This is a genomic window from Leptospira hartskeerlii, assembly GCF_002811475.1.
In the GTDB taxonomy this organism is placed as follows: Bacteria; Spirochaetota; Leptospiria; order Leptospirales; family Leptospiraceae; genus Leptospira_B; species Leptospira_B hartskeerlii.
Genome location: NZ_NPDL01000002.1, coordinates 479438 through 505348, shown reverse-complemented (window position 1 = coordinate 505348; position 25911 = coordinate 479438). Strand labels below are relative to the sequence as shown.

Annotated in this window: 28 protein-coding genes; 10 read left to right on the top strand and 18 right to left on the bottom strand. The window is 39.5% G+C overall.

Annotation, left to right across the window (positions count from 1 at the left end; genetic code table 11):
* The first annotated feature begins 70 nt into the window (after positions 1–70).
* The 6 genes from CH352_RS05275 to CH352_RS05250 all read left to right on the top strand — a co-directional run bounded on the left by CH352_RS05275 (position 71) and on the right by CH352_RS05250 (position 6127).
* Complete coding sequence (locus tag CH352_RS05275; protein ID WP_100705339.1) at positions 71–1195, top strand: hypothetical protein; 1125 nt, start codon at positions 71–73, stop codon at positions 1193–1195.
* Between the two features lie 59 nt (positions 1196–1254).
* Positions 1255–2433, top strand: a complete 1179-nt coding sequence (locus tag CH352_RS05270; RefSeq protein WP_100705340.1) for an NnrS family protein — start codon at positions 1255–1257, stop codon at positions 2431–2433.
* Between the two features lie 76 nt (positions 2434–2509).
* Positions 2510–3499: a sterol desaturase family protein gene (locus tag CH352_RS05265; protein ID WP_100705341.1), complete on the top strand. Its 990-nt coding sequence runs from the start codon at positions 2510–2512 to the stop codon at positions 3497–3499.
* Positions 3500–3593: 94 nt separating this feature from the next.
* On the top strand, positions 3594–4046 hold the full coding sequence (locus tag CH352_RS05260) for an LIC_11090 family protein (RefSeq protein WP_100705342.1): 453 nt from the start codon (positions 3594–3596) through the stop codon (positions 4044–4046).
* A gap of 79 nt (positions 4047–4125) precedes the next feature.
* Positions 4126–4908 carry a hypothetical protein gene (locus CH352_RS05255; protein WP_100705343.1) on the top strand — a complete coding sequence of 261 codons (783 nt, stop codon included), beginning with the start codon at positions 4126–4128 and terminating at the stop codon, positions 4906–4908.
* A gap of 61 nt (positions 4909–4969) precedes the next feature.
* The gene (locus CH352_RS05250; protein ID WP_100705344.1) at positions 4970–6127 is read left to right on the top strand and encodes a transporter; all 1158 of its coding nucleotides are present in this window, start codon (positions 4970–4972) and stop codon (positions 6125–6127) included.
* 52 nt (positions 6128–6179) lie between these two features.
* On the opposite strand, the gene CH352_RS05245 is transcribed toward CH352_RS05250, so the two are convergent.
* Genes CH352_RS05245 through CH352_RS05215 form a run of 7 tightly spaced genes read right to left on the bottom strand, consistent with a single transcriptional unit; the run spans position 6180 to position 12365 of the window.
* Entirely contained in the window at positions 6180–6965 is a 786-nt protein-coding gene (locus CH352_RS05245; protein WP_100705345.1) for an ABC transporter permease, read from the bottom strand.
* The gene (locus CH352_RS05240; RefSeq protein WP_100705346.1) at positions 6962–7672 is read right to left on the bottom strand and encodes an ABC transporter ATP-binding protein; all 711 of its coding nucleotides are present in this window, start codon (positions 7670–7672) and stop codon (positions 6962–6964) included. The genes CH352_RS05245 and CH352_RS05240 overlap by 4 nt, the downstream gene beginning before the upstream one ends.
* A complete protein-coding gene (locus CH352_RS05235; RefSeq protein WP_100705347.1) occupies positions 7669–8955 on the bottom strand; it encodes a nitrous oxide reductase family maturation protein NosD in 1287 nt (428 codons plus the stop codon). The genes CH352_RS05240 and CH352_RS05235 overlap by 4 nt, the downstream gene beginning before the upstream one ends.
* On the bottom strand, positions 8939–9376 hold the full coding sequence (locus CH352_RS05230; RefSeq protein WP_100705348.1) for a nitrous oxide reductase accessory protein NosL: 438 nt from the start codon (positions 9374–9376) through the stop codon (positions 8939–8941). The genes CH352_RS05235 and CH352_RS05230 overlap by 17 nt, the downstream gene beginning before the upstream one ends.
* Complete coding sequence (locus CH352_RS05225) at positions 9363–9971, bottom strand: hypothetical protein (protein WP_100705349.1); 609 nt, start codon at positions 9969–9971, stop codon at positions 9363–9365. Before CH352_RS05225 ends, CH352_RS05230 begins: the two co-directional genes overlap by 14 nt.
* Positions 9972–9983: 12 nt before the next feature.
* On the bottom strand, positions 9984–11864 hold the full coding sequence (gene nosZ / locus CH352_RS05220) for a Sec-dependent nitrous-oxide reductase (RefSeq protein ID WP_243396234.1): 1881 nt from the start codon (positions 11862–11864) through the stop codon (positions 9984–9986).
* Positions 11865–11918: 54 nt separating this feature from the next.
* The gene (locus CH352_RS05215) at positions 11919–12365 is read right to left on the bottom strand and encodes a c-type cytochrome (RefSeq protein ID WP_100705351.1); all 447 of its coding nucleotides are present in this window, start codon (positions 12363–12365) and stop codon (positions 11919–11921) included.
* Between the two features lie 253 nt (positions 12366–12618).
* On the opposite strand from CH352_RS05215, the gene CH352_RS05210 reads away from it, so the two are divergent.
* Positions 12619–13203, top strand: a complete 585-nt coding sequence (locus CH352_RS05210) for a Crp/Fnr family transcriptional regulator (RefSeq protein ID WP_243396209.1) — start codon at positions 12619–12621, stop codon at positions 13201–13203.
* Between the two features lie 23 nt (positions 13204–13226).
* Here CH352_RS05210 and CH352_RS05205 read toward each other — a convergent pair whose 3' ends face one another.
* The 3 genes from CH352_RS05205 to CH352_RS05195 are packed head-to-tail and all read right to left on the bottom strand — an operon-like array spanning position 13227 to position 17107.
* Entirely contained in the window at positions 13227–13718 is a 492-nt protein-coding gene (locus CH352_RS05205) for a copper resistance protein CopD (protein WP_100705353.1), read from the bottom strand.
* A gap of 10 nt (positions 13719–13728) precedes the next feature.
* The gene (locus CH352_RS05200) at positions 13729–15462 is read right to left on the bottom strand and encodes a thiamine pyrophosphate-binding protein (RefSeq protein WP_100705354.1); all 1734 of its coding nucleotides are present in this window, start codon (positions 15460–15462) and stop codon (positions 13729–13731) included.
* Positions 15463–15478: 16 nt separating this feature from the next.
* A complete protein-coding gene (locus CH352_RS05195; RefSeq protein WP_100705355.1) occupies positions 15479–17107 on the bottom strand; it encodes an FAD-binding dehydrogenase in 1629 nt (542 codons plus the stop codon).
* A gap of 211 nt (positions 17108–17318) precedes the next feature.
* On the opposite strand from CH352_RS05195, the gene CH352_RS05190 reads away from it, so the two are divergent.
* Genes CH352_RS05190 through CH352_RS05180 form a run of 3 tightly spaced genes read left to right on the top strand, consistent with a single transcriptional unit; the run spans position 17319 to position 20050 of the window.
* A complete protein-coding gene (locus CH352_RS05190; protein ID WP_100705356.1) occupies positions 17319–18209 on the top strand; it encodes a patatin-like phospholipase family protein in 891 nt (296 codons plus the stop codon).
* Positions 18206–18565 carry a hypothetical protein gene (locus CH352_RS05185; RefSeq protein WP_100705357.1) on the top strand — a complete coding sequence of 120 codons (360 nt, stop codon included), beginning with the start codon at positions 18206–18208 and terminating at the stop codon, positions 18563–18565. The genes CH352_RS05190 and CH352_RS05185 overlap by 4 nt, the downstream gene beginning before the upstream one ends.
* Positions 18566–18616: 51 nt before the next feature.
* Positions 18617–20050 carry an OmpP1/FadL family transporter gene (locus CH352_RS05180; protein ID WP_100705358.1) on the top strand — a complete coding sequence of 478 codons (1434 nt, stop codon included), beginning with the start codon at positions 18617–18619 and terminating at the stop codon, positions 20048–20050.
* A 10-nt stretch (positions 20051–20060) separates the two neighbouring features.
* On the opposite strand, the gene CH352_RS05175 is transcribed toward CH352_RS05180, so the two are convergent.
* From CH352_RS05175 to CH352_RS05140, 8 genes are all read right to left on the bottom strand, one after another.
* Positions 20061–20423, bottom strand: a complete 363-nt coding sequence (locus tag CH352_RS05175; protein ID WP_100705359.1) for a response regulator — start codon at positions 20421–20423, stop codon at positions 20061–20063.
* 6 nt (positions 20424–20429) lie between these two features.
* A complete protein-coding gene (locus CH352_RS05170; RefSeq protein WP_100705360.1) occupies positions 20430–21905 on the bottom strand; it encodes an MASE3 domain-containing protein in 1476 nt (491 codons plus the stop codon).
* Between the two features lie 362 nt (positions 21906–22267).
* Complete coding sequence (locus tag CH352_RS05165; protein WP_100705361.1) at positions 22268–22897, bottom strand: hypothetical protein; 630 nt, start codon at positions 22895–22897, stop codon at positions 22268–22270.
* Between the two features lie 46 nt (positions 22898–22943).
* Positions 22944–23483 carry a hypothetical protein gene (locus CH352_RS05160; protein ID WP_243396210.1) on the bottom strand — a complete coding sequence of 180 codons (540 nt, stop codon included), beginning with the start codon at positions 23481–23483 and terminating at the stop codon, positions 22944–22946.
* Positions 23484–23771: 288 nt separating this feature from the next.
* Positions 23772–24311, bottom strand: a complete 540-nt coding sequence (locus CH352_RS05155; protein ID WP_100705362.1) for a hypothetical protein — start codon at positions 24309–24311, stop codon at positions 23772–23774.
* Positions 24312–24316: 5 nt separating this feature from the next.
* On the bottom strand, positions 24317–24529 hold the full coding sequence (locus tag CH352_RS05150) for a hypothetical protein (RefSeq protein WP_100705363.1): 213 nt from the start codon (positions 24527–24529) through the stop codon (positions 24317–24319).
* A 349-nt stretch (positions 24530–24878) separates the two neighbouring features.
* Positions 24879–25316, bottom strand: coding sequence for a hypothetical protein (locus CH352_RS05145; RefSeq protein WP_100705364.1), 438 nt, complete (start codon positions 25314–25316; stop codon positions 24879–24881).
* Between the two features lie 33 nt (positions 25317–25349).
* On the bottom strand, positions 25350–25901 hold the full coding sequence (locus tag CH352_RS05140; RefSeq protein ID WP_125169464.1) for a hypothetical protein: 552 nt from the start codon (positions 25899–25901) through the stop codon (positions 25350–25352).
* Positions 25902–25911: the final 10 nt, after the last annotated feature.

The following is a 25911-nucleotide window of genomic DNA, read 5'->3' as shown; positions in this document are numbered from 1 at the left end:
TTGTTCTGAACCAACCCCAAAAATTCTATATACTAAGCTACTGAAAGCAAGTTTGTCGGAATTTCGGATAATGTATCAACTTATACTCTCTATTATATTCTTTTTTGTAATATTTACATCTTGCTTCCAGTCTTCCGGCAATCCTCAATATCGGCAACTTGCTACGATTGCAGGGATCACTAACTTTTCATCTGCAGGCAAACAAATCGAACTTCCGGAAGAAGCTCCTAAGATTGAAATTCTTTCTATTAGTCCTAAAAATTATAAACCGGGAGATTTAGTTACTGTCGATTATAAGATCTCTCAGATAGGAACGGGGGATTGGACAGGACCAATTGATTTCATTCTTACAGATTCTAATAATTGTACGGGATATTGCGTATCAACGAGTGATACTTCAAGCAATTGGCACAAGACTCAAGATATAGGAAATTTTACTAGCTACTTTAATTCCATTTCTTGGCCATATGGGAATTACCAATTTGCTCTTATGGTAAATAATCAAATTATAGCCAAGTCAGAACCTTTGGAAAGTGTAATTACTCATTCAACTGCTTCTTCTTTAGTAATGAATGGCCCCGCTCTAAGCGGCTCAATCGATTCTGCAACAGATGAAAAACTTTTCAAACTAAATGTAGGACCAACATATAAAGATTTTATAGTCGGCGTTACCTTGGACAAGATAGATTATATTTACGCTTCTCTATATCCTCCAAACACGAATGGATCTGATTTAATGAAAAATAAAGCCATGAGTAGAGGAGACTATATAGCCCCTAGGAATTCGATCCATTATCCTAAGGTAACTGGAGATTATGAAATTCTACTTGCCAATGCCGGTTCTCCTCCTCTTTCGTTCACAATCCAGGCAAAAAACACATCCATATCTGGTGGAGGAAGCTGCAATAACGTTGGTTCTTTTTTTGACAATTACGGTTGTACTGATCACGTTGTTGGTACACTTATGACAGCTGGCATATGTGATGATAGCGATGGCACCTGGAGTGCAACACAAACCTGTGCTCAAAGAAATCCGGGGCTCACTGTATCAGGAAGATGTACTACATTCAAATTTATTTCTTTTTGGAATTATGAATTTGTAACTCGAACAACTTATTCGAATTCATCAAATCCAGTTACCCCCGCAGCTGCTAGCAGCAATTGTAGTGATGGTCTATTTCAAGCCGTAAATTGATCCCGTATTTTTGATCCAGATCAAAGACAAAATAATGGATTAGTTTTATAATAGGAAGGATGAAATCATTTCTGGATTTTCGTTCTGCAATCTGGTCAGTTGCTTTTCGCCCATTTTTTTTAGTCAGTTCATTTCATGCTATATTTGCAGTTCTTGTCTGGATCTTAATTCTATTCTCAATCATTCCTTCTCCGTTTCTAACTGGAGGAATTCAGATCCATTCCTATGAGATGGTTTTCGGTTTTGGACGAGGGGCAATTATTGGATTTCTTTTTACTGCAGGTCAGAATTGGACAAAAAAAGTTCTCGCTAAAGAAGGATATTTGGCGCTTCTATTCGGACTCTGGTTCTTAGGTAGATTCGGATTCTTATCCAATCCATATCTTTCCTATATTGCACTTACTGCAGATCTATACTGTGATCTATTAGTCCTTTTCTATCTTACACCTCCTCTATTTGCAAAAGGCCAAGAACATAATCGTGTTGTAGTAGTAACTTACTTTCTTCTTTTCTTACTTCATATACTAACTGCATTTTCATTTTTAAGTATTCTACCGGAAGGATGGAGCCTACATTTCATCCATCTTTCTCTTTTCGTAATACTTCAATTCGTGATCTTGATCGGGGGAAGGATTATGCCGTTCTTCTCGTCAGCTGCTATCCCAGGTTCGAATCCGAAAAGATTTCTGAAATTAGAAAGTTTAATAAGATATGGAGGGTTCCTTTTTTTAGCGATAGAAACTTTCGCTTTCTGGTTTCCTCAGATCGTTCCATTTGCAGGATTATATTGTCTCGCTTTCGGAATGTTAAACTATTCTCGTTGGCTCTTCTGGGAACCTTGGAAATCAAAAAAGGTGCCTATCCTTTGGATCTTACATTTAGGTTATTTTTGGTTGTGTTCCGGATTCTTAGCTTATGGACTTTCTCATCTAGGGTTTTTTCCTACTTCTTCCGCTTTCCATATCTTTACCGTGGGAGGGATAGGAGTTTTCGTATACGGTATGATTACAAGAGTCTCTCTTGGACATACAGGCAGAGCAATTAGAGCTTCGAAATTAATCGTACTAGGTTATATTTTGATCAACTTGGCGGTAATCGCCAGGGTATTTCTTCCTTTAATGAACAAATATAGAGAAGCCTATTTATTCTCCGCGATATTCTGGATAAGCGCATTTCTGATCTTCGTTGTTCAATATTCTAAGATCCTAATAAGTCCAAGAGCATTCGCCAATTCTTGAGATTTTTCAGATCTAAGCCCCAAGATTTCCATTTGACCTGAACTCTTTTCAATAAAGACAATTCAAATAGGGTCCCATGCAGGCGTATTTCACAGAGATTTTTCGTTCTCTTCTTAGTCCGATTCGGATCGTATTTTTGCCTTCCGTAAAGATATATTGGTTCTATATTTTAAGTTCGATCCTGATCACTCTTCTATTGATCGCGTGGAGAGGTTGGAAGGAAAAAGGATTTAGATCCAAGGATTATCTGCGTGAGAATTTATCTAAAAAGATCTGGTTCCACGAATCCGCCCGATTGGATTATAAGTACTATTTAATAAATACGTTCCTATTTGCACTCTTCTTCGGTTATTTCGTTATATCAGGTGCGAGTGTATCCGCTTTTGTCAGCGGGTATTTATCTAAAATATTCGGCGAAACTAATTATCCCTACTCGTCCGGAACATTTTTCATTCTACTTTATTCCATCTTATTTTGGTTAGCAAACGACTTCGGCAGATTTTTCGCTCATTGGCTTCTTCATAAAACTTTTCTCTGGGAATTCCATAAGTTGCATCATTCTGCGAAAGTATTAAATCCTCTCACAGTGTATAGAGTACATCCAGTAGAAGCGATCTTAGTGAATTCATTTGGTGCTCTTTGTTCCGGGATAGTGACAGGCGTTGCAATTTTTCTATTTCCGAACGGGATCAACATGTTGTCTTTTTTAGGAGTGAATGCTGGAATTTTCATATTCAATCTATATGCTAATTTACGACATTCTCATATAGGTCTTCGATTTCCTAAATGGTTGAGTAGAATCCTCTTAAGCCCCGCTCAACATCAGATCCATCATAGTACAAACATCAATCTCCAGAACAAGAATATAGGTGTGTCTTTTGCTTTTTGGGATATTCTTTTCGGAAGCCTCTATATTCCGGAAGAAGGAGAAGCGGAACGTACAGTTTTCGGCTTAGAGGAAGAAGAAGATTCCGACTTTCATAATTTGTTTAAGATCTACTTTTTACCTTTCGGAAAAATACTGAATAGGATCATCCTTCTTTCCAAACACGACTCCAAACCTTGAGATAAATCAAAATCGCAGAAAGGTTTTTATTGATCACTGTCAATGCATTTTACGCGCATCTGAGGTTAAACTTAATTCATTAGAGTCTCTCTAAATGAAAACGATTACGGCTTGGTTTTTAACTCTGATCTTTTTTCCGCGCTTGCTCGTTCCTGCGGAAGGAAGCGTATTCGAAAAACTATTTTTAGGAAATTCCATCTGCCATTGTAATCACAATTCGAGCCGGGAAACTCATCCAAGCAAGGAAGATGATTTTTTCAGGACTAAAACGGAGGCATCTAAGTCTTCCAGTTCCGAAAAACAGGATCGTCCAAACTGTCATTCCGATCCTGAAACATCAGTTCATGAATGTGCGTGCAAAAAAGAAAATTCAGATCGGATCTTCTCCCAAATTAGGGTTTTCTCCTATTATGTAATCGTTCCCAGCATTTATATTGTTCCAATTCTCGGATCTGCCTTCGAAATGAAGGATCTATCTTCCGGAGAATTATCCAAAGCTCATAACCAAAAACTAAAACGTCCCCCAAAACATATTTCCTTTGCCTAACCTTGTCGTCTCCAAAAACAGCTCACGCAGCTCAGGAGAAACATTAAGTATTCAATTTACTATATAAAGGAAAGTTAATATGTTATCCCGTTATATCTCTATAACCGCGATTATTCTCGCACTCTTTCATTTCGACTGCTCCCAGTTGGGTTCCCTGTCGAACGGAACTTCTTCAGAGCAACAACTTATGCAGACTCTCGTTCTCGGAGTGTCTGCTAAGGCAGGATGTTCCATCCAAAGTTTAACTCCAATTTCAAATACTCTTTCTTATGTGCATCCTCAGCGCACAAGATATGATATTCAAAATTGCGCTCCCAGTGATTTAGAAGGACTCGGATTTGCCGGGAATACTTCACAACTTGAAAAAGGACTGAGCGGTAATTCCTCTGATTCAACACTTTCAAGCTCTGGAAATGTCGTTCTTTCTTCTTCGAATGGAGGGACAAATTTAGAAGTTTCCTTCTCCTTAAAATCCGGAGGAAGCCTGACCGCTTATGTTTACGGGTCGGGAACTCCAATTTCAGGTCCCGCATTTCGACTAACGGACTCTAGCAAGGAGCAATTCTACTCAGATATGTCCGGAAACTTCGAAATGGTAAGTAAAGGAACCGCTGCATTGTCCCCCGATACGAACTACACATACTGCATCGATTTTCAATATGCAAGTTCTGAACAATGGATCAATGCCTGGCCAAAAGCATGTTCCGAGGTGACCCAATCAGAACGAAGCTCTATGATGATGTTCCCAGTCATGCAAATGATGAGTGTACCTTCTTATTCCGGAAATCGGGTCGGCTTCATTCTGAATGGAGCAAAACTAACGTCCTTTACGATTGGTTCGATTTTGTCCCAAGTCGATTGATCGTTTCCACTGGGGCCGCTTCGCGGCCCTCTTTTTTTGAGAGGGATACTCGGAGGTAATCATGAAGTATCACGTTTCTATAATAATTATTTTAATTATATTTTCTTTTCAGAATATTTTCTCGGATGAGGTAGAAGTTCCTAAGTCTACCGAAGAGGTAGATCCTCACGCAAATCACCGCAAAGAATCCAAAGACCAAGGTCATCAACATGAATTGAGAGCGGATCAGATTGCTCCTGCAGGACTAATGTTCCCTCACGTGCATAAAAAAGGCTCTTGGGTTTTAGATTTTCGTTATATGGGAATGCAGATGTCCGGTCTTCTGAATGGGAGCAAATCCATGGGAACCTACGAAGCTCTTTGGTTTCCCCAATTCGATCCGAGTGTTTCCATGCCTACAGGAAGCCTGCTGACCGGAGGGCCAAGCATTCCTCAAACTTCTGTCAATGGGTACCGTTATATGTCAGTCCCTAAGTCCATGCTGATGGAAAGTTATATGACGAGTGCAATGTATGGAATTTCGGACGACACAATGATCATGTTCATGGTTCCGGTCGTAAAAAACCAAATGATGATGGAGACTAGCAACTTCGATTCTTCTGCAATGAAATCAGGGGGAGTTGGGGATATTTCTTTTTCTGCCGCTCATCGTATCTTCAAAAGAAATGATCACGAATTCTTTTTAAACTTCGGGCTCTCTCTTCCTACAGGTTCGATTGATGAACGTGACTGGATGCCGATGATGGGAAACCAAAAAGTTCCTTATAATATGCAACCAGGAACAGGCACGGTCAATTACTTACCTGGAATAGCATATTCAGGAAAGTTAGATCGATTTTCTTGGGGATTAGGAGGAAATGCCAATCTGCGTAGTTCCAAAAATCAGAACCAATATCGTTTTGGGAATATATACGAACTAAGTTCCTGGATCGCTTACTCCATATTTTCTTGGACAAGCGTTTCGATCCGGGTGCAAGCAGTTTATTGGGACAATATCAAAGGACAAGACGGTTCATTAGATCCTAAGATGGATCCTCAAAACGATCCGAATCGACAAGGTGGAAATCGCACGGACGCGTTAGTCGGTATGAACTTCCTCTTAGGAGAAGGAATTCGATTCGGGTTCGAAGCAGGAAAACCCTTCCACCAACATCTGAACGGACCTCAGCTCGCCATGCAAACAATGTTCAATGTATTTGTTCGTTATGATCTGAATTAATATATAATCGAAGAAGGCCCGAATCAGTTTGCATTGCGGGCCTTCTTCTTTCTTAAAAGTTTCGAACTAAAAATCTTTTGTAAGAAATGGTCAGAGGCATCATAACCCAAAAAGCCAAAAACAAAATGGATAATAACACTACAACCGAAGTGCCCAGGCTTCTAATCAGGAACGCTCCCGAAAATCCGAGTAACACGGAAGCCTTTGTCTGAAGAATGATCAAGATCCTTACCAGATCGACCGGATTAAACAGAATGACAAGTAACGCAGGGATCTCTACGGGATAATCCCCCAAATAGATACTCAACATAAATACGAATGAATCGAAAAGTAAAAAGAAATACAGCCAGATAAGTAAGGCGCCGGAAACGATTAATTCTCCTTTTTTAAAAAAAGAAGCTAATAAAAATCCCAGAGAAACGAATACTAAGATCAGTATAGTTCCGAAAAGGACCAGTTCAAGAAATAGGATCGCAAGTTTGGGCTCACTGAAAAACAGAGGAACTCCCGGAATTCCCAGCCCCACCAGAAAACTTAAAAAAAGAGATAAACTTACACCGCAAAATTTTCCAAAAAAATATTGGGATCTATTTAATGATTTGGAAAGAAGCACTTCTGCAAAAGGGAGTGAATCGTTAAATGTCAATCCGGCAAATGTGATGGAGAACAAAGGAACTACGAATAAAACCAGATTCATTTGGCTTACAACCAATCTTCCACCACTTTCATCTCCGAAATAGTTGAGCGCTCCGGCGGAAATTGCAAGAAAGCCTGCAAACACAAACATCCATTTGCTTCTGATATTTTCTCTTAGCTCGAATAGGATCAATTCATTCATCTTCTCTCTGAATACTCCTTATTCCAAAATTCCATTAACGTGTTTTGAAGATTCCCTTTGTCTTTGTTCTTTATGAAATTTTCAGGAGAATCGTCGATCAACAGAGAACCTTCCGACATTAGTAAAAAACGATCTGCGATCTCTTCTACTTCGCTTAAGATATGAGTGGAGAAAACAAGTAATGCCCCATCTTTCTTTTTTCGGAGTAATATTTCCTTTAAAAGATTCGAAATATAAGGATCCAAACTAGCAGTAGGCTCATCCACGATATACACAGGCTTGCGAATTGAAAAGCATTGCAGAATATTGACTTTTTGTTTCGTTCCACCGGATAAGGATCCAAACTTTACGTTTTCATAATCCTTTAAACCTAGTAGATCGAACAGTTCCTGGAATTCTTTCGGATCGGAAAATTCCAAACGTTTCAAGAAATCAACTAGCTCGGACACCTTTACATTCTTAGGGAACAGAGGAGCTTGGGGCATGTATCCGATCTTGGAATTCGTGTTACCTTCTTCTTTTCCTTTAAACTCTATCTTTCCTTGGACAGGTTTTACTAAACCTACGATACTTTTGAGTACGGAACTTTTTCCGGAACCGTTGGGACCGATCAAAGATAGAATATTTCCCTCTTCCGCATCGAAGGAAACCCCCTTAACTGCGAGCGATTTTCCATACTGAACGGTTAAATCTTTTACCTGCATCATACATGGCCCCTCATTTTCGGTTTTGGATCTTCCAGATCTATTGGAGTAACTATTGGAAATGCTTTTTCAATCGCCTGTAAAAAATTCACTACGGGAGAATTATAAAGAACCATTAGAAAAGGATAAACTACTACCCAATATCCAAAAAAGTGGACAGGCTTATGCGGAATATCCCCGAATTTGTCCAGATCCAGATCGTAACCGTCGTAACTATCCCAATAATTCTCTTTAAACGAATTCGTGCTGTGTTTGGTATTTGTGCTAATATCAAATACATTCTCTTTGAATTCATTCTGCACAAATTGATTAGATTCGCTATTACCTAATATTCTCACTCCCCATCCGTTATCTTTCAGATCATTGTGAGTAAAATAATTTCGATTGCATCCGTCTGCGAAGATTGCAACGGTATTATGTACGAATGCATTTTTTGTAAGAATACTGTCCGAGATTTCTTTTAGCAAGAGTCCGTAAGAACTATCTCCCCAATTATCCTCGAAGCGGTTATTTTCGATGAGTATATTTTTACTATACATCACCGCAACTCCAGCAGAGTTGTTTTCAAACCTATTGCCCCTAAAATCATTATCCGAAGAAAACATAAAGTGCATTCCATAACGGATATTATCGTGGGAAAAATTTTCCTCTATCTTTAGATTACTTGAAAATTCGAGATAGATCCCATCTCTATGTTTTTTTAGTTCGTTCCCTTCTATTCTTATCGCTTTTGAAGACCAAAGATGGATCCCATTACCTCCGGAGACTTCGTTTATCGCATTTCCCGAAGAGGTATTCCTACGAACAACACAATCCTCTACTTCTGCCAGATAGATAGCGTATGCATTGTCCTCAAAAGTATTATTCTCTATTGCACAAAACTTTATTTTTTCCGCATGTATTCCCGCATACTCGGAGGTATCGGAAACTCCACTTCCTGTGATACTAAAACCTCGGATTGTAACATTATTTGATCGAATATCCAGTACATGTTTTTCTTTCAGTCCATCCAAAACTACTCCGGTAGAACCTTCCAAAACTAAAGGTTTTGAGATCGATATCATACCTTCCTGATAGAGGCCTTTTCTAACCCGGATTATATCTCCAGGACTTGCTGAATTAATCGCTGATTGAATAGAGGAGAAGTTACACTTCTCTTTACATACTTCTATTTCTCTGGAAAAAATCTCGGATGGGGTTAAACAAAATATGAAGAAGGCAACAAATAGTGAAAATCCGAAGTTGATCCGAAAAGTCCCATTATTCAAATCAATGATCTTTTTCATCGTTCTGACTCCAAATAGAGCCTTTATGAGTGTTCAAAAAATTCTTTGCCCGTTCCAAAGAGGAGAATGCCGCAAGACCTTCTCCCATTGGTGAACGCAGTTCCGAAGAACGGACCAATACTGCCGCTTCTTTAGGGACCATTCGGTCCGGATTTTCAAAATCCGCAAACCAAATAGTTCCGGAAGAATTTCCTGCTGACTTTTCGAAAGAATGAGAACATTCTATGGAATCGAAATAGTACCTTCTCCCTTTTTCGGTTAACAACTGAGCGTGGAAACGTTTATCCACGATTGCCATTGAACAATGAGCACAAAGCTCTCTTCCAAATTCAGGAAGGATCGGTTCTCTTTTAGAACAGAAAACCGAGATTGATACTGACAACAAGATGATAACCGGGAAACCGGATCTATTTCGAAACATCCATCCTCCTCTTCTCATTCCATACGATAAAGGCCAGAATTCCAAGAGATGCAAACAGAATAATCCCTCCCCAAGAAGGAAAACTGCAGGCTGTAATATTTAACATTTCCTTGCATCCCAAAAGTGGAGGTTGATACGCCATTCCCGGAACCACGATTGGAGCATCCGGATTCAGGTTATGTCCGTAATTATATTCCCATCTCCAAAAATCATACATTCCCAGGATCCCTAATATTATAATATTCAGAATTCCTAAAATTGTAAGATATACTCTCGGATATAGAAAAGTTACGAATGCCCCGAATATCAGAAATCCTAATACATAGGGCATAAACAACAGTTCAGGAACGGATTCCGAAACTATCTCATGCATTCCTATATAATGATTCAGAAGATTGATATTCTGAAGATCATAAGTAGAAGAGCCGGTGATCTTATCGATCCAGATCTTCATTCCTAAACCCTCCGGATACTGAGGAGCATCCAAGGAGATATGCCAGATCGGCAAAAAATAAACTGATACCAACAAAAGACCGACTCCTAAAATTAGGAGTCGGTTCATTTTGGAGATCTTCTTTAAGAGAAGTTTCTGCATAAGATCCCTCGTTTAAGGAAGCACCCTTATGTACTGCTGCATTTCTTGGTGTAGAGCCGAACAGAAATCCGTGCAGTAGAACGGATATATTCCAGGCTTAGGTGCTTTCCATTTGAAAGTCCTGGTCTGTCCCGGCATGATCAGAAGGTTAGGCATTTCAGGCGCCCCACTCACTGCAAAACCGTGTGGAATATCAAAGTCTTGTTCCAAGTTAGTCACATGGAAGAATACTGTGTCTCCACTTTTTACTTCGATTGTGTCCGGTTTAAAGTGAGAACGTATCTGTGTCATATATACACGAACGGTATTTCCTTCCCGAACAACTCTCGCATCCTTCTCATTCTTGATCGCATAAGGATGTTTATTTTCTTCTAACGGATAAATTTTTGCTGCCTTATCCATGAGAAGTTTTGCAGGGATCATTTGAGAATAGTGAGGTTCTCCCACCGTAGGGAAATCGGAAAGTAGTTCCGCTTTACCTCCGGAAATATCGTAGAGCTGAGCACTCTGAGGTAACTCCATACCTACTGGAAGATATCTATCCTTAGTGATCTTATTCAATGCGATCAGATATTTTCCGTATGGATCTTTGGAACTTCCTCCTACGATAGAAAGGTGACCAACACTATAGTAAGCAGGTAGATGTTGCTGCACTTCCCAGGTTCCCAATTCCCATTTTACAACTTCCGAACTTACGAAACAGGAAGTATAAGCATATCCCTTTCCATCAAACTCGGTGTGTAAAGGACCTAAACAAGGCTTCTTTACTTCTCCAGCAAGAGTGGACTCGTATTTTAAGATCGGGATATCCATGATCATTCCTGATCTATGTTCAGGTTTATCCTTCACATCCATAAGTTTAGAGAAAGAGTGAACCGGAATAACTGTAGCAAGTTTTCCTCCTCCTACGATATATTCTCCCGTAGGATCCACGTCTGTTCCGTGAGGACTCTTAGGAGTTGGCATGTAATACATAACTCCCGGACAGTCCTTAGGTTGAAGCATTTTCACTCCACTTAACTTTTCGGAAATGGCTGGTTGGTTCTCCGGTAGATAATTTCTATAATATTCTCCGCCGAAGTTAGACGCTTTTCCTTGGTCCAAACATTGTTTAGCGCGAACCCAGTTGAATGCTAAGATATAATCTTTATCATTCTTGGAAGCTCCTACCTCTATCATCTTATATGCTTGTTCAGAGTTATAAGAAGTGAAGAAGCACCAGTCGTGCGATTTTCCTTTTCCACAATGTGATAGATCGTAATCGAAACCTGGTACAAGTATTTGAAGTTCAAGAGAAAGTCTTCCTGATTTAGGATCTACCTTCACCATGGTGACTGTTCCTTTAAAATCTCCTTTAGAAAAATTTTCTATTGGAACACTTGCCTGAGGGATCGGAACGGAGAAACGAGTCGCCGCCATCAGATACTCGGTATTTTCAGTAGCGAATGGAGAAGCATGGTTACCCGCACTGTTCGGGATCTCGATGATCTCTTTAGTCTCAAAAGACTTCAAATCGATCCGAGCAAGTCTAGGTGTGTTGTTTGCATTCAAGAACAACCAACGACCATCCTGCTTTCCGTCCGTCATGGATGCTTCTATATGGTGACTATCGTCCCAAGGAATATATCCATGAGTGGTTCTAAGCATATTCTTAGTTTCTTCATCATATCCATAACCGTTCTCTGGAAAGACCGAGAAGACTGGAATGATCTTGAATAAACGGGTAGAAGGAATTCCATAGACCGACATCTGCCCGCTAAATCCTCCGGAAAGGAAGGCATAGACTTCATCCTTCTCTCCCGGCGCCACATATACACGTTTTGCCGCGTCCGAAGCGAGCGCAGCAGTTGCAGCCCCGCCCTTACATCCGTATCCTAGACCGATGAGGATCATCAGTCCGATAGGTACAAGATTCCTGAATTCGTGTTTTCTCATTTTCTTCCTCCCTTATTTCTTATCCATTTTTCTAAGATATTCCAGGATCTCTCTGGCTTCAGATTCTTTTACGTTTTGGAACGTCATCTGAGTCAGATGTTCTGCGAGAAGTTCTTGAGCGATCGGATCCTTCTGTGTCATTTCCATAGGATTCAAGATCATATTCATGATCCACTCCGGAGTTCTTCTCTCAGTTACTCCCTTTAATGCAGGTCCTACGACCTTCTCTTCGAATTTATGACAGGCGCTACATTTTGTTTCGAAGTTTTGTTTCCCTTTTTGGGCCATCCCTTCATCTAATGTGCCTAACGTAACGGAAGTGACCGGCCCGATCCCCTTACTACCGACAGAACTCTCGGCCTCTGCAGGTTTTTCTTTCCCGCAATAGGAGAAAGCGATTAAACCTAAGATTACCGGAGTGATCTTACCGAATTTTATGATATTCTTAATTATCTTCATAAACACCCGAGCGTCCGGCTCTTTAGATTTCTGTGATTAGTCCCAGTGGCCGAACTTTCATTCATCTAACTACGTTCGGGAAAGAAGCTCCTTGATCACGGTCAATCTATCTAAAAACCTACGGATGATAATTGTCATGAGGTCGAACAACCGATTTGACCTTTTTCAGATCGTCAAAACTAATATAAGAGAATCGAATGATAATGAGTAAGATATGGGATTGATGATATTCGATGAAATATCTAAGGAGGAGATGTTATCCATCTTTTCCGAAGGAAGGAAGCGGACTCTTAAAAAAGACGAATTCCTGTTTCATCAAGGCGACGAGACGGATTGTTTGCATCTTCTTACGGAAGGTAAATTACAAATATTCAAATATGATTCCAGCTCAAATGAAGTCACTTTAAACTTTTTTCAGCCTGTTTCCATGATCGCAGAACTTGCGCTCATCAACGGGATCCCATTTCCTGCCTCAGGTAGATTCGTTACTGATGGGGCTGTACTTTCTCTTCCCTTTAAAGAGTTGCGAGAAAGGATAAAAACGGATATTCGCTTAAATCATCTTTTGATCCAATCCTTGTTCAGTAAGATCCAAGCATTAAATCTTTCCATCAATCGTGGAATGACTATGGATTCTCTGCAAAGGGTCGCTCACTTCCTGTATTATCTTCCGGAAAGCCAAGCAACACTTGCGCATTCTCAGATCGCTTCTATGCTCGCACTACGGCCTGAAACCTTCTCTAGAGCACTAAAACAACTCAAGGACCAAGGCATTATCAACCCCGAAAGAGGTCTGATAGAGGTTTTACAAAAAGAAGAATTAAGAAAATTTTTCTAATATTTATTTGGGCAGAAGGTCCGTTAAAAAGTAAAACCCCTAGAATACGCAAGCCCCAGAACTGCGATCAATAAAGAGATCAGAAGATTGATCCTTCCAAAAATGGCCGCATATTTCCGACTCCGACTATCCGATCTAATCCCATTTTGCATGTCCTTAAACGCATTCGGGCCGATCAAAAAATCATGAAGAACAGAACTAAGAAGTAAAAAAAGGAACAAGATCATTTTAATTAGAAAGACTACCCCGTGAGAAGAAACCCAGTAAGAAATCTGAGAATACACCTCGAAATATCCTTTTAAATACGCGATACTGATCCCAGAACCCATCAATATTATGAACACATAATATGATACTTTTCTAAATTGCAGTGCAATCTTAAGCAATAACAGAGTTTTAACATCTGAAAGTTCCTTATCCTTATATACCGGACGAAAGATCAGCACGAAGAAAAGCATTCCACCTACCCAAAAGGCGGCAGCAAAAAAATGGAATAATAGGGCTATAAAATACATGAAGAGGAACTCAGCCTGTCAATTTTCTCCAAAGAGCACGACCGATAAATCTGAATTTTTCTCCTAAAGGAAATCTACCTAGATTTGCCTGGACCACTCCCTTAGTAAATCTAGTCCTTTTAGAATAATCTATCTTTATATCCACAATGACAGGTCTACCTTCCGAAGAAATTCGAAATGCTTGTTGTAGCACGGACTCTATATTTTCGTTAGACTCAAGGGAAAGATAAGCGGCACCTGTTCCTTTGGCTATACCTTCTAATTGTAATTCTCCCAGAATAGTGCATGTTTTGCGAGAATATGGTATCTGTTGTCCTTGGGAGATCTGGCTCAACTCCCCATCATAAAATACACAAATGACTACTCCTACAGAATTTGTAGTCGCGGTGAGTAACTCAAGTCCTGTCATTAGAAAGGCGCCGTCACCTACGATCCCAACTACATTCCGATCCGGGCTCGCAATCTTAGCTCCTATAGATGCAGGCACACAATATCCCATAGAATTAAAATCGCTGGGAGAGATGAATGTCTTAGAACGGATCGATGGGAATAGTTCTGCAGCTAGGAAAGTATGATTCCCGTCGTCTACTACCAGGATATCTTCTTCCTTCATTTGTTTACGCAACTCTCGAAAGAAAACGGAAGGATTGACTTTATCCGGAATGGAATGTTTTTCCCATTCTTCCGTGTATTCTCTTTTTTTCTTCAGGATCAGTTCCCTTACTCTCTCGGATCCTTTTTTCTGAATTCCATCCTTCTTCAATTTTTCAAGTATGGCGCCTAATATATGTTTGGCGTCCCCTTCTAACTCGAATTTGGCCGGATAGTTTTTTGAAAATACGTCAGGATTTACGTCTATATGGATCAGATTTTCAGGCACCTTCATACTAAAACTTCCGGTCGGGATTTCGGAGAATCTTGTCCCGATCGCTAATAGACAATTACAATTTTCGAATGCGGCTTCTCCTGCCGGAACTGAATACTCACCGAATCCCATCCCGGTATGAAGCGGATGATCCGCCGGGAATACGCTTAATCCTTGCAAGGTTGTTGCAACCGGAGAACCTATAAGTTCTGCGAGTTCGATCAATTCCTTTGTTGCTTCTCTTGCTCCCCAACCGGCAAAAATCCCCGGATGCGTAGAGTTCTTTAAAAGTTCACATGCTCCTTCTAATGCCGCCTCGTCGATCTTCCAAACATTCCTTTCCGGCGTGAACTTAGGAATATAGGACACCGTTCCCGAGAACAATTGTATGTTTACAGGAATTTCAATAAAGACAGGTCCAGCTTCATCCTCTGTTGCAATTTCAAAGGCTTCGAATATGATTGGAACGATCTCTTCATGAGTCTCTACTCGGAAGAATTTCTTCGTGATCCCTTTTAGGAAGCCGGACTGATCTATTTGATGTAATTGGAATTTTTTTCCGGTATCCGTTCTCACTCCACCTGAAATGATCAGCATCGGGATCCCGTCCAAGTAAGCTTCTCCGATACCACTTAACGCGTGAGTCGCGCCTGCTGCAGGAACAATGACCAGGGTTCCGATAGACTCGGAAGTCCTACTAATTGCGTCCGCCATAAACGCAGCACCACATTCATGGGTAACAAGATACGGAGTAATACTCTTTGATATGTTCAATTCGTCGTACAACTCCGTATTATGAACGCCCGGTATCCCGAAAGTAAATTTCACTCCGATCTGTTCCAAGGCGTATACTATTAATTCTGCTCCGGTCTTCTTCATATTGAATCCTTTTTATTTAAGGTTTTATAATGGAACGTGCTGCAATTCTGGAGGTAAGCACACAACTTCCTAAGAAGGTGCCTTCTAAGGCCCCTTTTCCGTGGATCCCTCCTCCACCGAAGCCCGCTGCTTCTCCTACCGCGTACAGGCCTTCTATAGGATTTCCTTTAGAGTCTAAAACTCTGGATCTTAGATCCGTTTGGATCCCCCCCATGGATTTTCGAGTAAGAATAAATTCACGTATAGCGATCAAAGGCATCGCTTTTCGATCTAGGATCTTTTGGAATTTGCAGGTTCGAGCACGGTCTCCACGATAATTACGAAGTTGCGCGATCCTCCTGAGTTGATCGTCATTATAGAAAGATTCTCCCCTTTCGATCATCCCATCATATTCTAAAATAGTTCTTTCTAATTTATCCGCGTCGATTGAACGATCTTCATTCAATTCGTTCATCCCTTCTGCGAGTTCTGAAATTGAATCCGCCACTACAAAATCGGTACATTCAGAGCTGATCTTTTTTATGAAAGGCTCATTCCCGAAAAATACCGTCTTCAAAAATCCTAAGAAATCCTTATTACGGATCGAGTCATTGAATTCGGAACCGGAAACGGCAAGTTCCTTTACTGCAATCTTCCAATTCATGATTTGCCAAGAGAACTTTTCCTCTTGAGCGCAGATCCTTTCCACAAGATAGCGTGTATCAAAACCGGTAACTAAAGGGATCGGTCCGATCCTTTCTCCCTTTGAATTCAACCAAAGAGCAGATTTAGGAGGGACCAAACTCAATCCTTCTCCTTCCCATTTCGGATCGGGGTGATGAACGCCCGCAGCATAATTCCACATCTTATCCAAATGAGTTAGATTCGCTCCTATCTTTGCGGAAGCAGTATGTAGATCTCCGATCGCATATTTATGTGAACCGTTCAAAATGGTCTCGGGAGGTTTACCAAGAGACTTAGGCCAATGTTTCCTGATCTTCTGCATATCACCGGCAATTCCGCCGCTAGCGAGTACGGTATGTTCCGCTAAGATCTCGTATCTTTTTCCATCCGTTTCAGATTCAGCAATACAACCCTTGACTTTCTTTCCGGAACGGATCAGTTCCGTAGCTCGAGTGCCGAATAGAAAACGAAGTCGATTTAAATTTTTATGAGCGTATAAATTTTTCTTTAATGCGGAGATCAAACCGTCCCCCGTTCCCCAAACCATGTGGAATCTAGGAACACTATTTCCCGGTTTGAACAATCCTCTTTCCACCCAGTGTACAACAGGGAAGAAGCCTACGGACTTTCCTTTCAAATAATAGAAAATATCCTCTAAAGATCGGTTAACGTATTCTTTTGCCCAAAGTTTAGGAAGGTGGTCTTCTTTAGAAAATTCAGCAGTGGAATTCCAATCAGAAAGAGCTAAAGAAACACTATCCTCTATTCCGTTCCATCTTTGGATCGGAGTATCCACCATAAAGATGCCGCCAAAAGAAAGCCTGGCAAGGCCTCCCAATCGATCCTCAGAATCTCGATCAACCAAAGTCACTCTCTTTCCTGAATCTAGTAGATCCAAAGCGAGAACAATCCCGGCAAGACCTCCTCCGATCACTAATACTTCTGTGGATAAGGATATTTTTTCTTTCTTATTCTCTTTCATTTTCAGGATAAAATTTTAACTGAAAATCTTTTTAACGCAATTGATTGAAATCAATGTGCGTATTAACATTTATCATGTTTAATGAGTTGAAATGAATTTATGGACCGTGGAGTCATCTTGAATTTGCAACCTTTTTGGGTAAGATGATCTCTTATCTTTTGTAAACAGGAAATGAAGGATAAAATTCTTAGTTTCCGACAAAGGAGAAATCATGGAACTTCCTAAAGCAAAAAAAGGAAAGCGAGCACTCTTGGTAGAAGGAGGAGGAATGAAAGGGGCGTTTGCGGGAGGAGTTTTACATTCTTTGAATTGTATTCTGCCTGCCAAAAATTTCGATCTAGTTCTGGCCGTTTCGTCAGGAGCTTGTTGCGCAGCTTATTATGCGACCACTCCCGATCCTGAACCGGTTTCGGGAGATCATACTCTTTCTATCTGGAAATACGAACTTGCGGGTAAAAAATTGATCTCAGTCTTTCATCCACTTTTCGGAAAACCATTCTTAGATCAGAAATACTTAATAGATTATCTATTCCGAAAAAAATATAGGATCTTAACCGAAAATTTAGGAAAAAAAGGATTACCTGAACTAAGGATAGCCGTAAGTAACCTTCGCTCCAGATCCATAGAATATAGAAAAGCTACAAAAGAAAATCTTTTCGATCTATTAAAGGCCGCAACATCTCTGCCTATCGCAACCAAAGGAAAATATAAGGTAGAAGGAGAATATCTTTCCGATGCAGCGATCCTGAACCCTTTACCATTACAAGATCTAATCCAAGCCGGATATAAGGACATAACGGTAGTATTAAATTCGCCTATACAACATTCTTCGCCTCCACTCACCTCTATTAGCAGATTTTTATCATTTCCTTTAGATAGAAAATTGTCTAAAATCATGAAATTTTCACATCATACAAATTATAATAAAGCGAGAGAGATCGCGTCTAATCCTCCGAAGGGAGTCCGCATTTATACTATCGCTCCGGAAACTAAACTCCCAGTAGGGCTAATCACTACTAAACAATCCAGATTAGAAGAAACAGTAGAATTAGGAAAAGAAATCGGAAGAAAGGCCGCGAAATTTTTAAAACGAAAACTATGAAAACCATCTCCTTCCCCTCTCTGAAACCGGCACTCGATCGAATCAATTATGAATTGATAATGGACTTCGAAGAACATCGCCCACGAGCGTATATTCATTTAGAATGGAATTCGCAGGAATATAAGAAAGAGCCGCGTTATGAATTCCCGGAGGGGGGACTTCTTTTTATCAATGTTCCAACTTGGGAGTGGATGGATTTTATAGATGGGATCCAACCTCCCGAGATGGAGATCCGAGACTTCCGGATCGAATTCATTTGTTTTCCCGAAGATAGAAGAAAAACGAATACTGCATCCAGATTTTCAATCCGTTATCCCTCCTATCCGGAACCGATGGTTTACCTCACCAGATTCTGAAAAATTGACCTGGATCAATGCAATTATTACAGCATTTAGTAAAATTTGAGAATGAATCTCGGAATTAATATCATAAAAAGAAACAAATTTCCCCGATCAAATGGAGGCTTGGTCTCGCTTTTCATCATTCTATTGTTCTTCTCTTCCCTAAACTACTCTTCAGTGCATGGATTCCAAGGCATTATGCCAACTTCTTTCGGAGCAAGACAAGCTGGGATGGGAGGTGCGTTCCAAGCGATTGGCGGATCCGTTATGGACTTAGAATCCAATCCATCTCACTTAGCAAGACTCACTACTCCGAAATGGGAGTTTGGGACTTCAGTTCATTTTGCTCGAATAGAATATTCAGATTCCTTTATGGACCAAGACCCAAACCTTTCTTATCAAAATAAGATCGTAGAAACTCCAAGGGCAGTCTTTCCTTATATAGGCTATATTCAGCCTGTTACGGATCGACTCGGGATCGGATTTGCATTGTATACACAAGGCGGAGGTGGTGGTTCTTTTTCGAATATCACTCGAATCTCACCAGGTAAACAATCTCTAAACGATACATTAAATGGCGATGTTCCCTTCGGCACGGAAAGAAAAATACAGGAAGATCTTAAATTCAAATTTATGCTTACAAAACTGACCATAGGTGCCGGATACAGATTCGGAAATCTATCCGTAGGTTTAGGCCTTGATCTTGCTTATGCATTTATGGAAATGAAGAAGACAAACTTGGATCTGAGTCGAACAATCGAACTTCCCGGAAGCATTGCATATAATAGCGATCCAGCTTATTCCTACGGAGGAAAATTAGGATTTTCTTATGATCTTTCCTCGAATGTCAGAATCGCTTACTCATACACTCTACGAAATGTTTTACATATGGACGGGCAGATAAAAGTAGAAGGAGAAGATCCGATCATCAAAAATGGATCCCGTGTATCTAGATATATGGTTTGGCCGGATAGACATATTTTCGGGATCTCTTACAGAACAAATTCTTGGATCTTCGATTTTGATATTAAGTTTATTCCTTGGTCCCGGAGTTTTAGAACAAATCGTTTTGTCTTGGACCAGCCATTAGTAACTACTCCAATCGGTCTCGAATCAAACGTAATGCAGATGAATTTCAGATGGAGAGATCAATATTGTTTCGCTTTAGGAGCGGAATACGAATGGAAATATGGATTTAGGTTTAGAGGAGGATACAGTTATGCTAAAACTCCAATGACTCCTCAGGGATTAAATCCAATGCTCGGAACCACAAATGAGCATCATCTAGCCGGAGGTTTGGGATACTATACTTCAAATGGCTCTGCTCTCCATTTAGCGGTAGAATATGCATTTCCAAAATCAATGAAAGGAAGCGAGTCCTCTGATTGGGCTCTCTCACACTCGATTTTTTCTGCAAAAGAGATACAATTGGCTCAATTCCAATTCAACAAATCCGTTTCCGTATTAAGCATAAGTTTTGGGATTGAAAAAAATATTTAAACGATTCGGATCAAAAATGAGAATCTATCAGATTCTTCAATTGGTCCATCTGTAAAGGTTTAACAAAATATCCTAATGGTTTGATCGAAGCCGCTCTTTCTCTAGTTGCTTTATCTTGGTATCCAGTGACAAAAACGATAGGAATGTCTGCGTCCTCTTTTATCTCGGAGGCTGCGGTGATCCCGTCTATCTCTCCAGCAAGAGTAATATCCATTAAGATCAGATCAGGCCTATCTTCCTTCGCAATTCGGATCGCATCTTCTCCTGAAGTGGCGAGTTCTACTACAGTACATCCCATCTTCTTTAATTCTCTTCGGATCACCATCGCTATTATCACTTCATCCTCTACAAGAAGTACGTTTAGATTGTTCATTTCCGACTACACTCGCTTCTTATATAGATTGATCGGAAAATCGATCTCACATTGAAATTTCGGACCGGTCTTAAAATGGACCTTTCCGGATAATTGGCTTTCCGCAATCCCTTGCACAAGCTGTATACCTAGAGAACTGCTGTTCTTAAAATTGTAATTTTCCTCAATTCCTACTCCATCATCAGAATACGTTAAGTGAAATCTTTGATCTTGACCTTCGTAAAAAGTGATCGAGATATTTCCGGAAGAAGCTTCCGGAAAAGCATATTTAATCGAATTATTCAAAAGTTCGGAAAGGATCAAGCCTATAGGAATTACGGCATCAAAAAGTAGTTTTCGATCCTCTATTTCCAAATTAAGGTTCAGCTTGCAGGAACTATTACCGTTGGTTTGCAAAGCATAATTTGATAACTCGGAGATATACTGCTTGATCGGCACGGAAGAAAGATCCTGCCCGGAAAATAGTAATCTATGAACAAGAGAGATAGCCTGTATACGGTCCTGGATCCTATTTACTATTGTCTTAATTTCCGGACTATCCGGATATGCCTCCGCTTGCAGAAAGATCAGACTGCCAATTACTTGCAAAGTGTTATTGGAACGATGATACACCTCCTTAATTAGATTCTCTTTTTCAGACAAAGACTTGGACAACTTCTCGTTGGTTTCTAAAACATTTCGATAAGGACTATTGATAGAGGAAATAAAAACACCTCTGTAAATAAGGAAGAAGGAAATGATTTTGTAGATATGACCTAATACATTATATATATCGAATACAGTAGTGTATACTGCGAATACGAGCTCGCTGGATATACCAAATACAAATGCATATAAATAATATTTAGTATGATCCCAGCCAAACCTGGGTATTCTGAACCAATATGCGATCAAAGCAAGTATCAGCACAAAGATTATAACAAACTCCGAAACCTTTTTAAAATTTGTTAAACCGATCTCGGTAGAAAAGGTGACAGGAAGAAGATCCGGATAATAAGTAACTGAAACAAACGCAAATGCAGAAACGGAAATCGATCCAAGAAGCAACCAACTTCTCTGCTTAAATGACCCGTTCTCATTTGGAATAAACGCACTCGTCAAAAACGAAATCGCAGCAAAGAAACGAACAATGATCCAAAACTGAGTGGATTTATTGGGAGAATTCGGAGTAAATAAATCCGGCATGCCGGTGTATCCGAGCATGTGCATCATGTCCATCAAGGCGATCCCCAAACAAGCGGTCCCTAAAAATAGAGTATGTTTATCCTTACTTTGCGCGTAAGTAAACCAGCCTACTCCGAAAATAGACATAGATACAATAATGCTAAATGACTCGGCTATATTATGAAAAACAAGATAAGGAGGGATCTCAGATTCGAAATAAATGTAAGGGTGTAGAATTTGGATGATCAGAATAGGAAGAGAAGCAAGAAAGAACGCGACAATAACGTTCATCCAATGACGATTCGTTTCTTGATCCATTACCGCCAATTCCGACCTGAAATTCATTTACAATACGAGGAAATTTTCGCTCTGTTAGGTCAACGGACGGATTTTCATCCATTTTTCCTCAGGAATTTCTCCATCAAAGGAGAATAACTTGAAAAATGAGTTTAACGTATGTATGGATAAAATCGGTTTTTGTCATTCATATTTCTTATGGTAGCTAGAGGCTTGGGATGTTGACATATATCAACAATCTGTTCTGCATTAGTATCTTACAGCAATCATTGACCAAGGACTCTAATATAATGGTTACTCAACAACTGGTATTCTATTACTGACACCCGCCCACTGAACGTAAGCGGGTTTTTTATGATTCTTAAAACTATGAAAATTATTGTTCATTGAAATCTTATGTTATAAAACAAATAGGTTCCCTTAACGAATTTTAATAACTTTTCTTTGTCGTTAGATAAATACATGATATAAACATTCGCAACGCCGTCCTTATGCAATGCCACTAATAGACAATGCTTATAAGGCTCTTCATATCCAGGATTTAGATCTAAAAACGAATTGCTGCCCCAATCCGCTCCAAACTCGTCCTTAACTGCTTTTGAAGGGAATGGTCTCGATGAATAGATATTCTCCGGACTACCTGCCAAGTTTTGAAGATTGACTACGAATTCCTGTAAATAATCCTCCTTTTTGGGAGAGACGAGTATTGCCTTTGGATTCTTCTTTTTGAAATCTTCGAACTCCTTCAAATATTCCGGAATTGATTCCACCCGATATCGGATCTCGACCCCATCCACATTCGATTTGATTGCATAATTGTATCGAAAAAGAACGTTCGGATCTATAGTCACGGGTGTAAAGTTCGGAGGTACTATTTGCCGGATCAAAACCCCGGAGTTTCGCAATACTTCTTTAAAGCTTTCAGTCAATTCTCGTGACTTTGATTGGCCGAAAGACTGGCAGTTCGATGCTGCAATCAAGATACTAAAAAAGAACACTAATATTTTTTTCATCTATTAATTTACTCTGATTGGATTCTATTACAGTAGAGATTTTGTATTATTTCACCGATTTCGCTGAAGACTTACTGTCTTGCACAAACAGATGGTAAATAACATTTATATCGGATCCAGGTATCTCAAGTGAAGCGCCAAGCTTTGAATCATTTACAATCAAAACCTTTCCCTGGTTTAAGTAACCGATCACGACGACCCAGGCAGCCTCAGTGGGCTTTACTGTCTTTCTCTTTGCCATCAAAAGCACTCCGCGAGATATCACAGGCACCACAGCAACACCTAAGTCACCAGTCGAGGTAGTTTTTACGGGAGACACTTTCTTTCCTTCCGCAAAATCAGAATTTGCAAGTTGAATAATATTTTCCAGATCCGATTCATACTGCGAAGTATTTCTTTGCATCCAGGCCAATGTAACTTTTGGATAAACCTGACGAAGAAGAGACTCAAGTGCATAATAGAAATCTACATACTCTTCCGTTGTATCAAAACGCAGAATATTAAATGAATCCTCTTCTTTACTAGATGCAGGAACACATAATAAAATAAGACAAACGATGCACAGTAACTTTGCTCTCAGTTTCAATTCCTAATCTCCTTGCCTCTTGTATACATTAAGCAATTTTTCGTCCATCTATTTTGATTCTATATCAAAGATATTGAATTTCTTTTAGGTCAGTTTTCATTGTGAGCATGTAGGCGTATTCCCGATTCCTACAGATTATTGCTCTTATCGACGTTGTTTCCCATTGAAAGAATGCGCCTACCTTCCGGGGTTTTCTCGCATCTCGGAGTTATATTCTCTTTTTAAAGTATTTTAAAAAAGAACGAAACTAAAGACAGATTCCCTATGAAAAAGAATACTTTGCGTTTCCTATTTATCTTTGCCCCAGTTATTTTCAGGGCCTGGATCGGGAGGGGTGTTTAGCTCTCTTTGTTCAGATTCAGCACAATAATCTAAAGTAGGATAATTAAATATTCTTGTCATAAGTACATAGTCCTCCGTATCTTTTGGGACTGGCTTACTGTCCTTCAAGCTCAACATAAATGCTAAATCCGGATCCTTCGGATCCCGATCAATCCTATGACTATAAAAATACGCGACTTTATCTTTATAGTTAATTCTATATTTCCCTTCAGCGAGTTTAGACCATCTCATAGAGATGTCTTTTGTTTTCTCAGGTGCAACAAACCGAATGATTAACACATCTGGGTTCTGAATTTCCAAGCAAACTCCACCGTAATTAATTGAATCCTCTCCAGCAGTCAAACTACCAAATATGGCTTTTTCAGGACGTATACTATAAATTCCTTCTTCAGTGAAAGAAATCACGAGATCCTCTTTACCTGAGGCACAATCTTTACAAGAATTAAGAAAAACTAATAAGAAGAAACCATATACAATTTTTTTCATATTTATCACCTTGTTCCTTTTGGTTTAAAATAAGTGATCTTACGAAATTCTTTAAAGAACTCCGCTTCTAAAGGCTTATTATGATATTTGCCATTATTATTATGGTCCATCATTTTATAAATTCCCTTAGATTCATCCCAAACAACTAAGAAATAATGTTGGCCACTAAGGTCCCAATTTGCATTGGTCTTGTCTATCCAAACTTTGAAGGCCTGCACTCCTTCATCTTTGAGCTTTTGAAGAATCTGTTCTTAAATAATCTCTTGCCAAATCTCTTCTTTTCTCAGAGAAGGAGCGTTTTGCCACATATCAAGCGCAATCATTCAATGGAATATTCCGTTTTTCTTTATAATTATTTCTTTATATTTTATCTTGTGAAAATAACTTTTTCGCAGCCTTTCCATAATTAAAGGAATTTTTTCCAAATTCGAATAACCAATGTGAGCTTATTTAACAAGAAAACCCGCTTCAAGAGCGGGTTTTCTTGTTTTTTTTGATATTAAAGACAACTTAATAAAGAGCTTAAACTTCAAAAGTCTTACACTTCGCATTCATTTTCAGATGCATCTATCTTAACTTCTCGCGTTTACAGTCCTCTAACAACTCTTCATTTATCAATTGGGATTCTTTATCAAATATATTAAACTTTTTGTAATCCTCTCGTGGACCTTTTTGCGTTATAATCACATACGTATCGTTGCCACAAGGCTCCAGTGACTGAATGCTATCAAAATAATCCTTATCCGTATCAAGCACAGGAAAATATTTCATTATAAAAGGAGATTCATCATTAAGGGGACGAGCACCAAAGTAGTATTTATAGCCACCGAAAAAGTTCTTTGCTCTTTTGAATAAAAGGAATTCAAGCCCTTTGCTAACATCCTTTCGGCTATATTCTATTTTATCTGGGTGATCGAAGTTACGATAGATAAAATAACCAAAATAGCTCAAAATTAGGAAGAGAATTGTATTAAAACCAAAGAAAATCTTATCTACGTGTTTCATATTTTTGTAAATTGATCTCTAATAGAAAGTAACTTAACCACCGCTTTTCCACACGCCCAAATAATTTTCTATACACTCTTCGTAATAATCAACATCATCCTTAATTCTACCCGCACTCGACTTCCACTCACGACCCGAGAGATCGGTCCAGATAATCTTATCCAAACTTCCAGGCCCGTAGTGTTTTACATCAAGGGTCTTCCCATTAATTTTAAAGACAAATGTGTATTGGTCCTTTCTCTTTACATCAAAAACCAAGTCTTTATCATTATTTGTTATTCGAATCCGAAATATTTTACCATTCGATTCCATTTTCCCGCACTGATATATCGAATGCCATTTGAGACCACTGCCTGGAGCAAAGACTTTAATAAAATCATCATCGAATCCATGAACATTGTATGTACCCACAAAGTCCTTTACTTCTTGATTAGTAAGGTCTTCTAGACTCTCAAATGAATCTTCCTGCTTCAATCCATCTTCCCTTTTAGGCTCCTCTTTCTTGCATGTTGCGAAAAGCATTACGAACAAGAATAAAAAAGGGAAAATTCTAAAAGAAAAATTCATAGATGAAGCAAACCTCATTCTCCAGTAT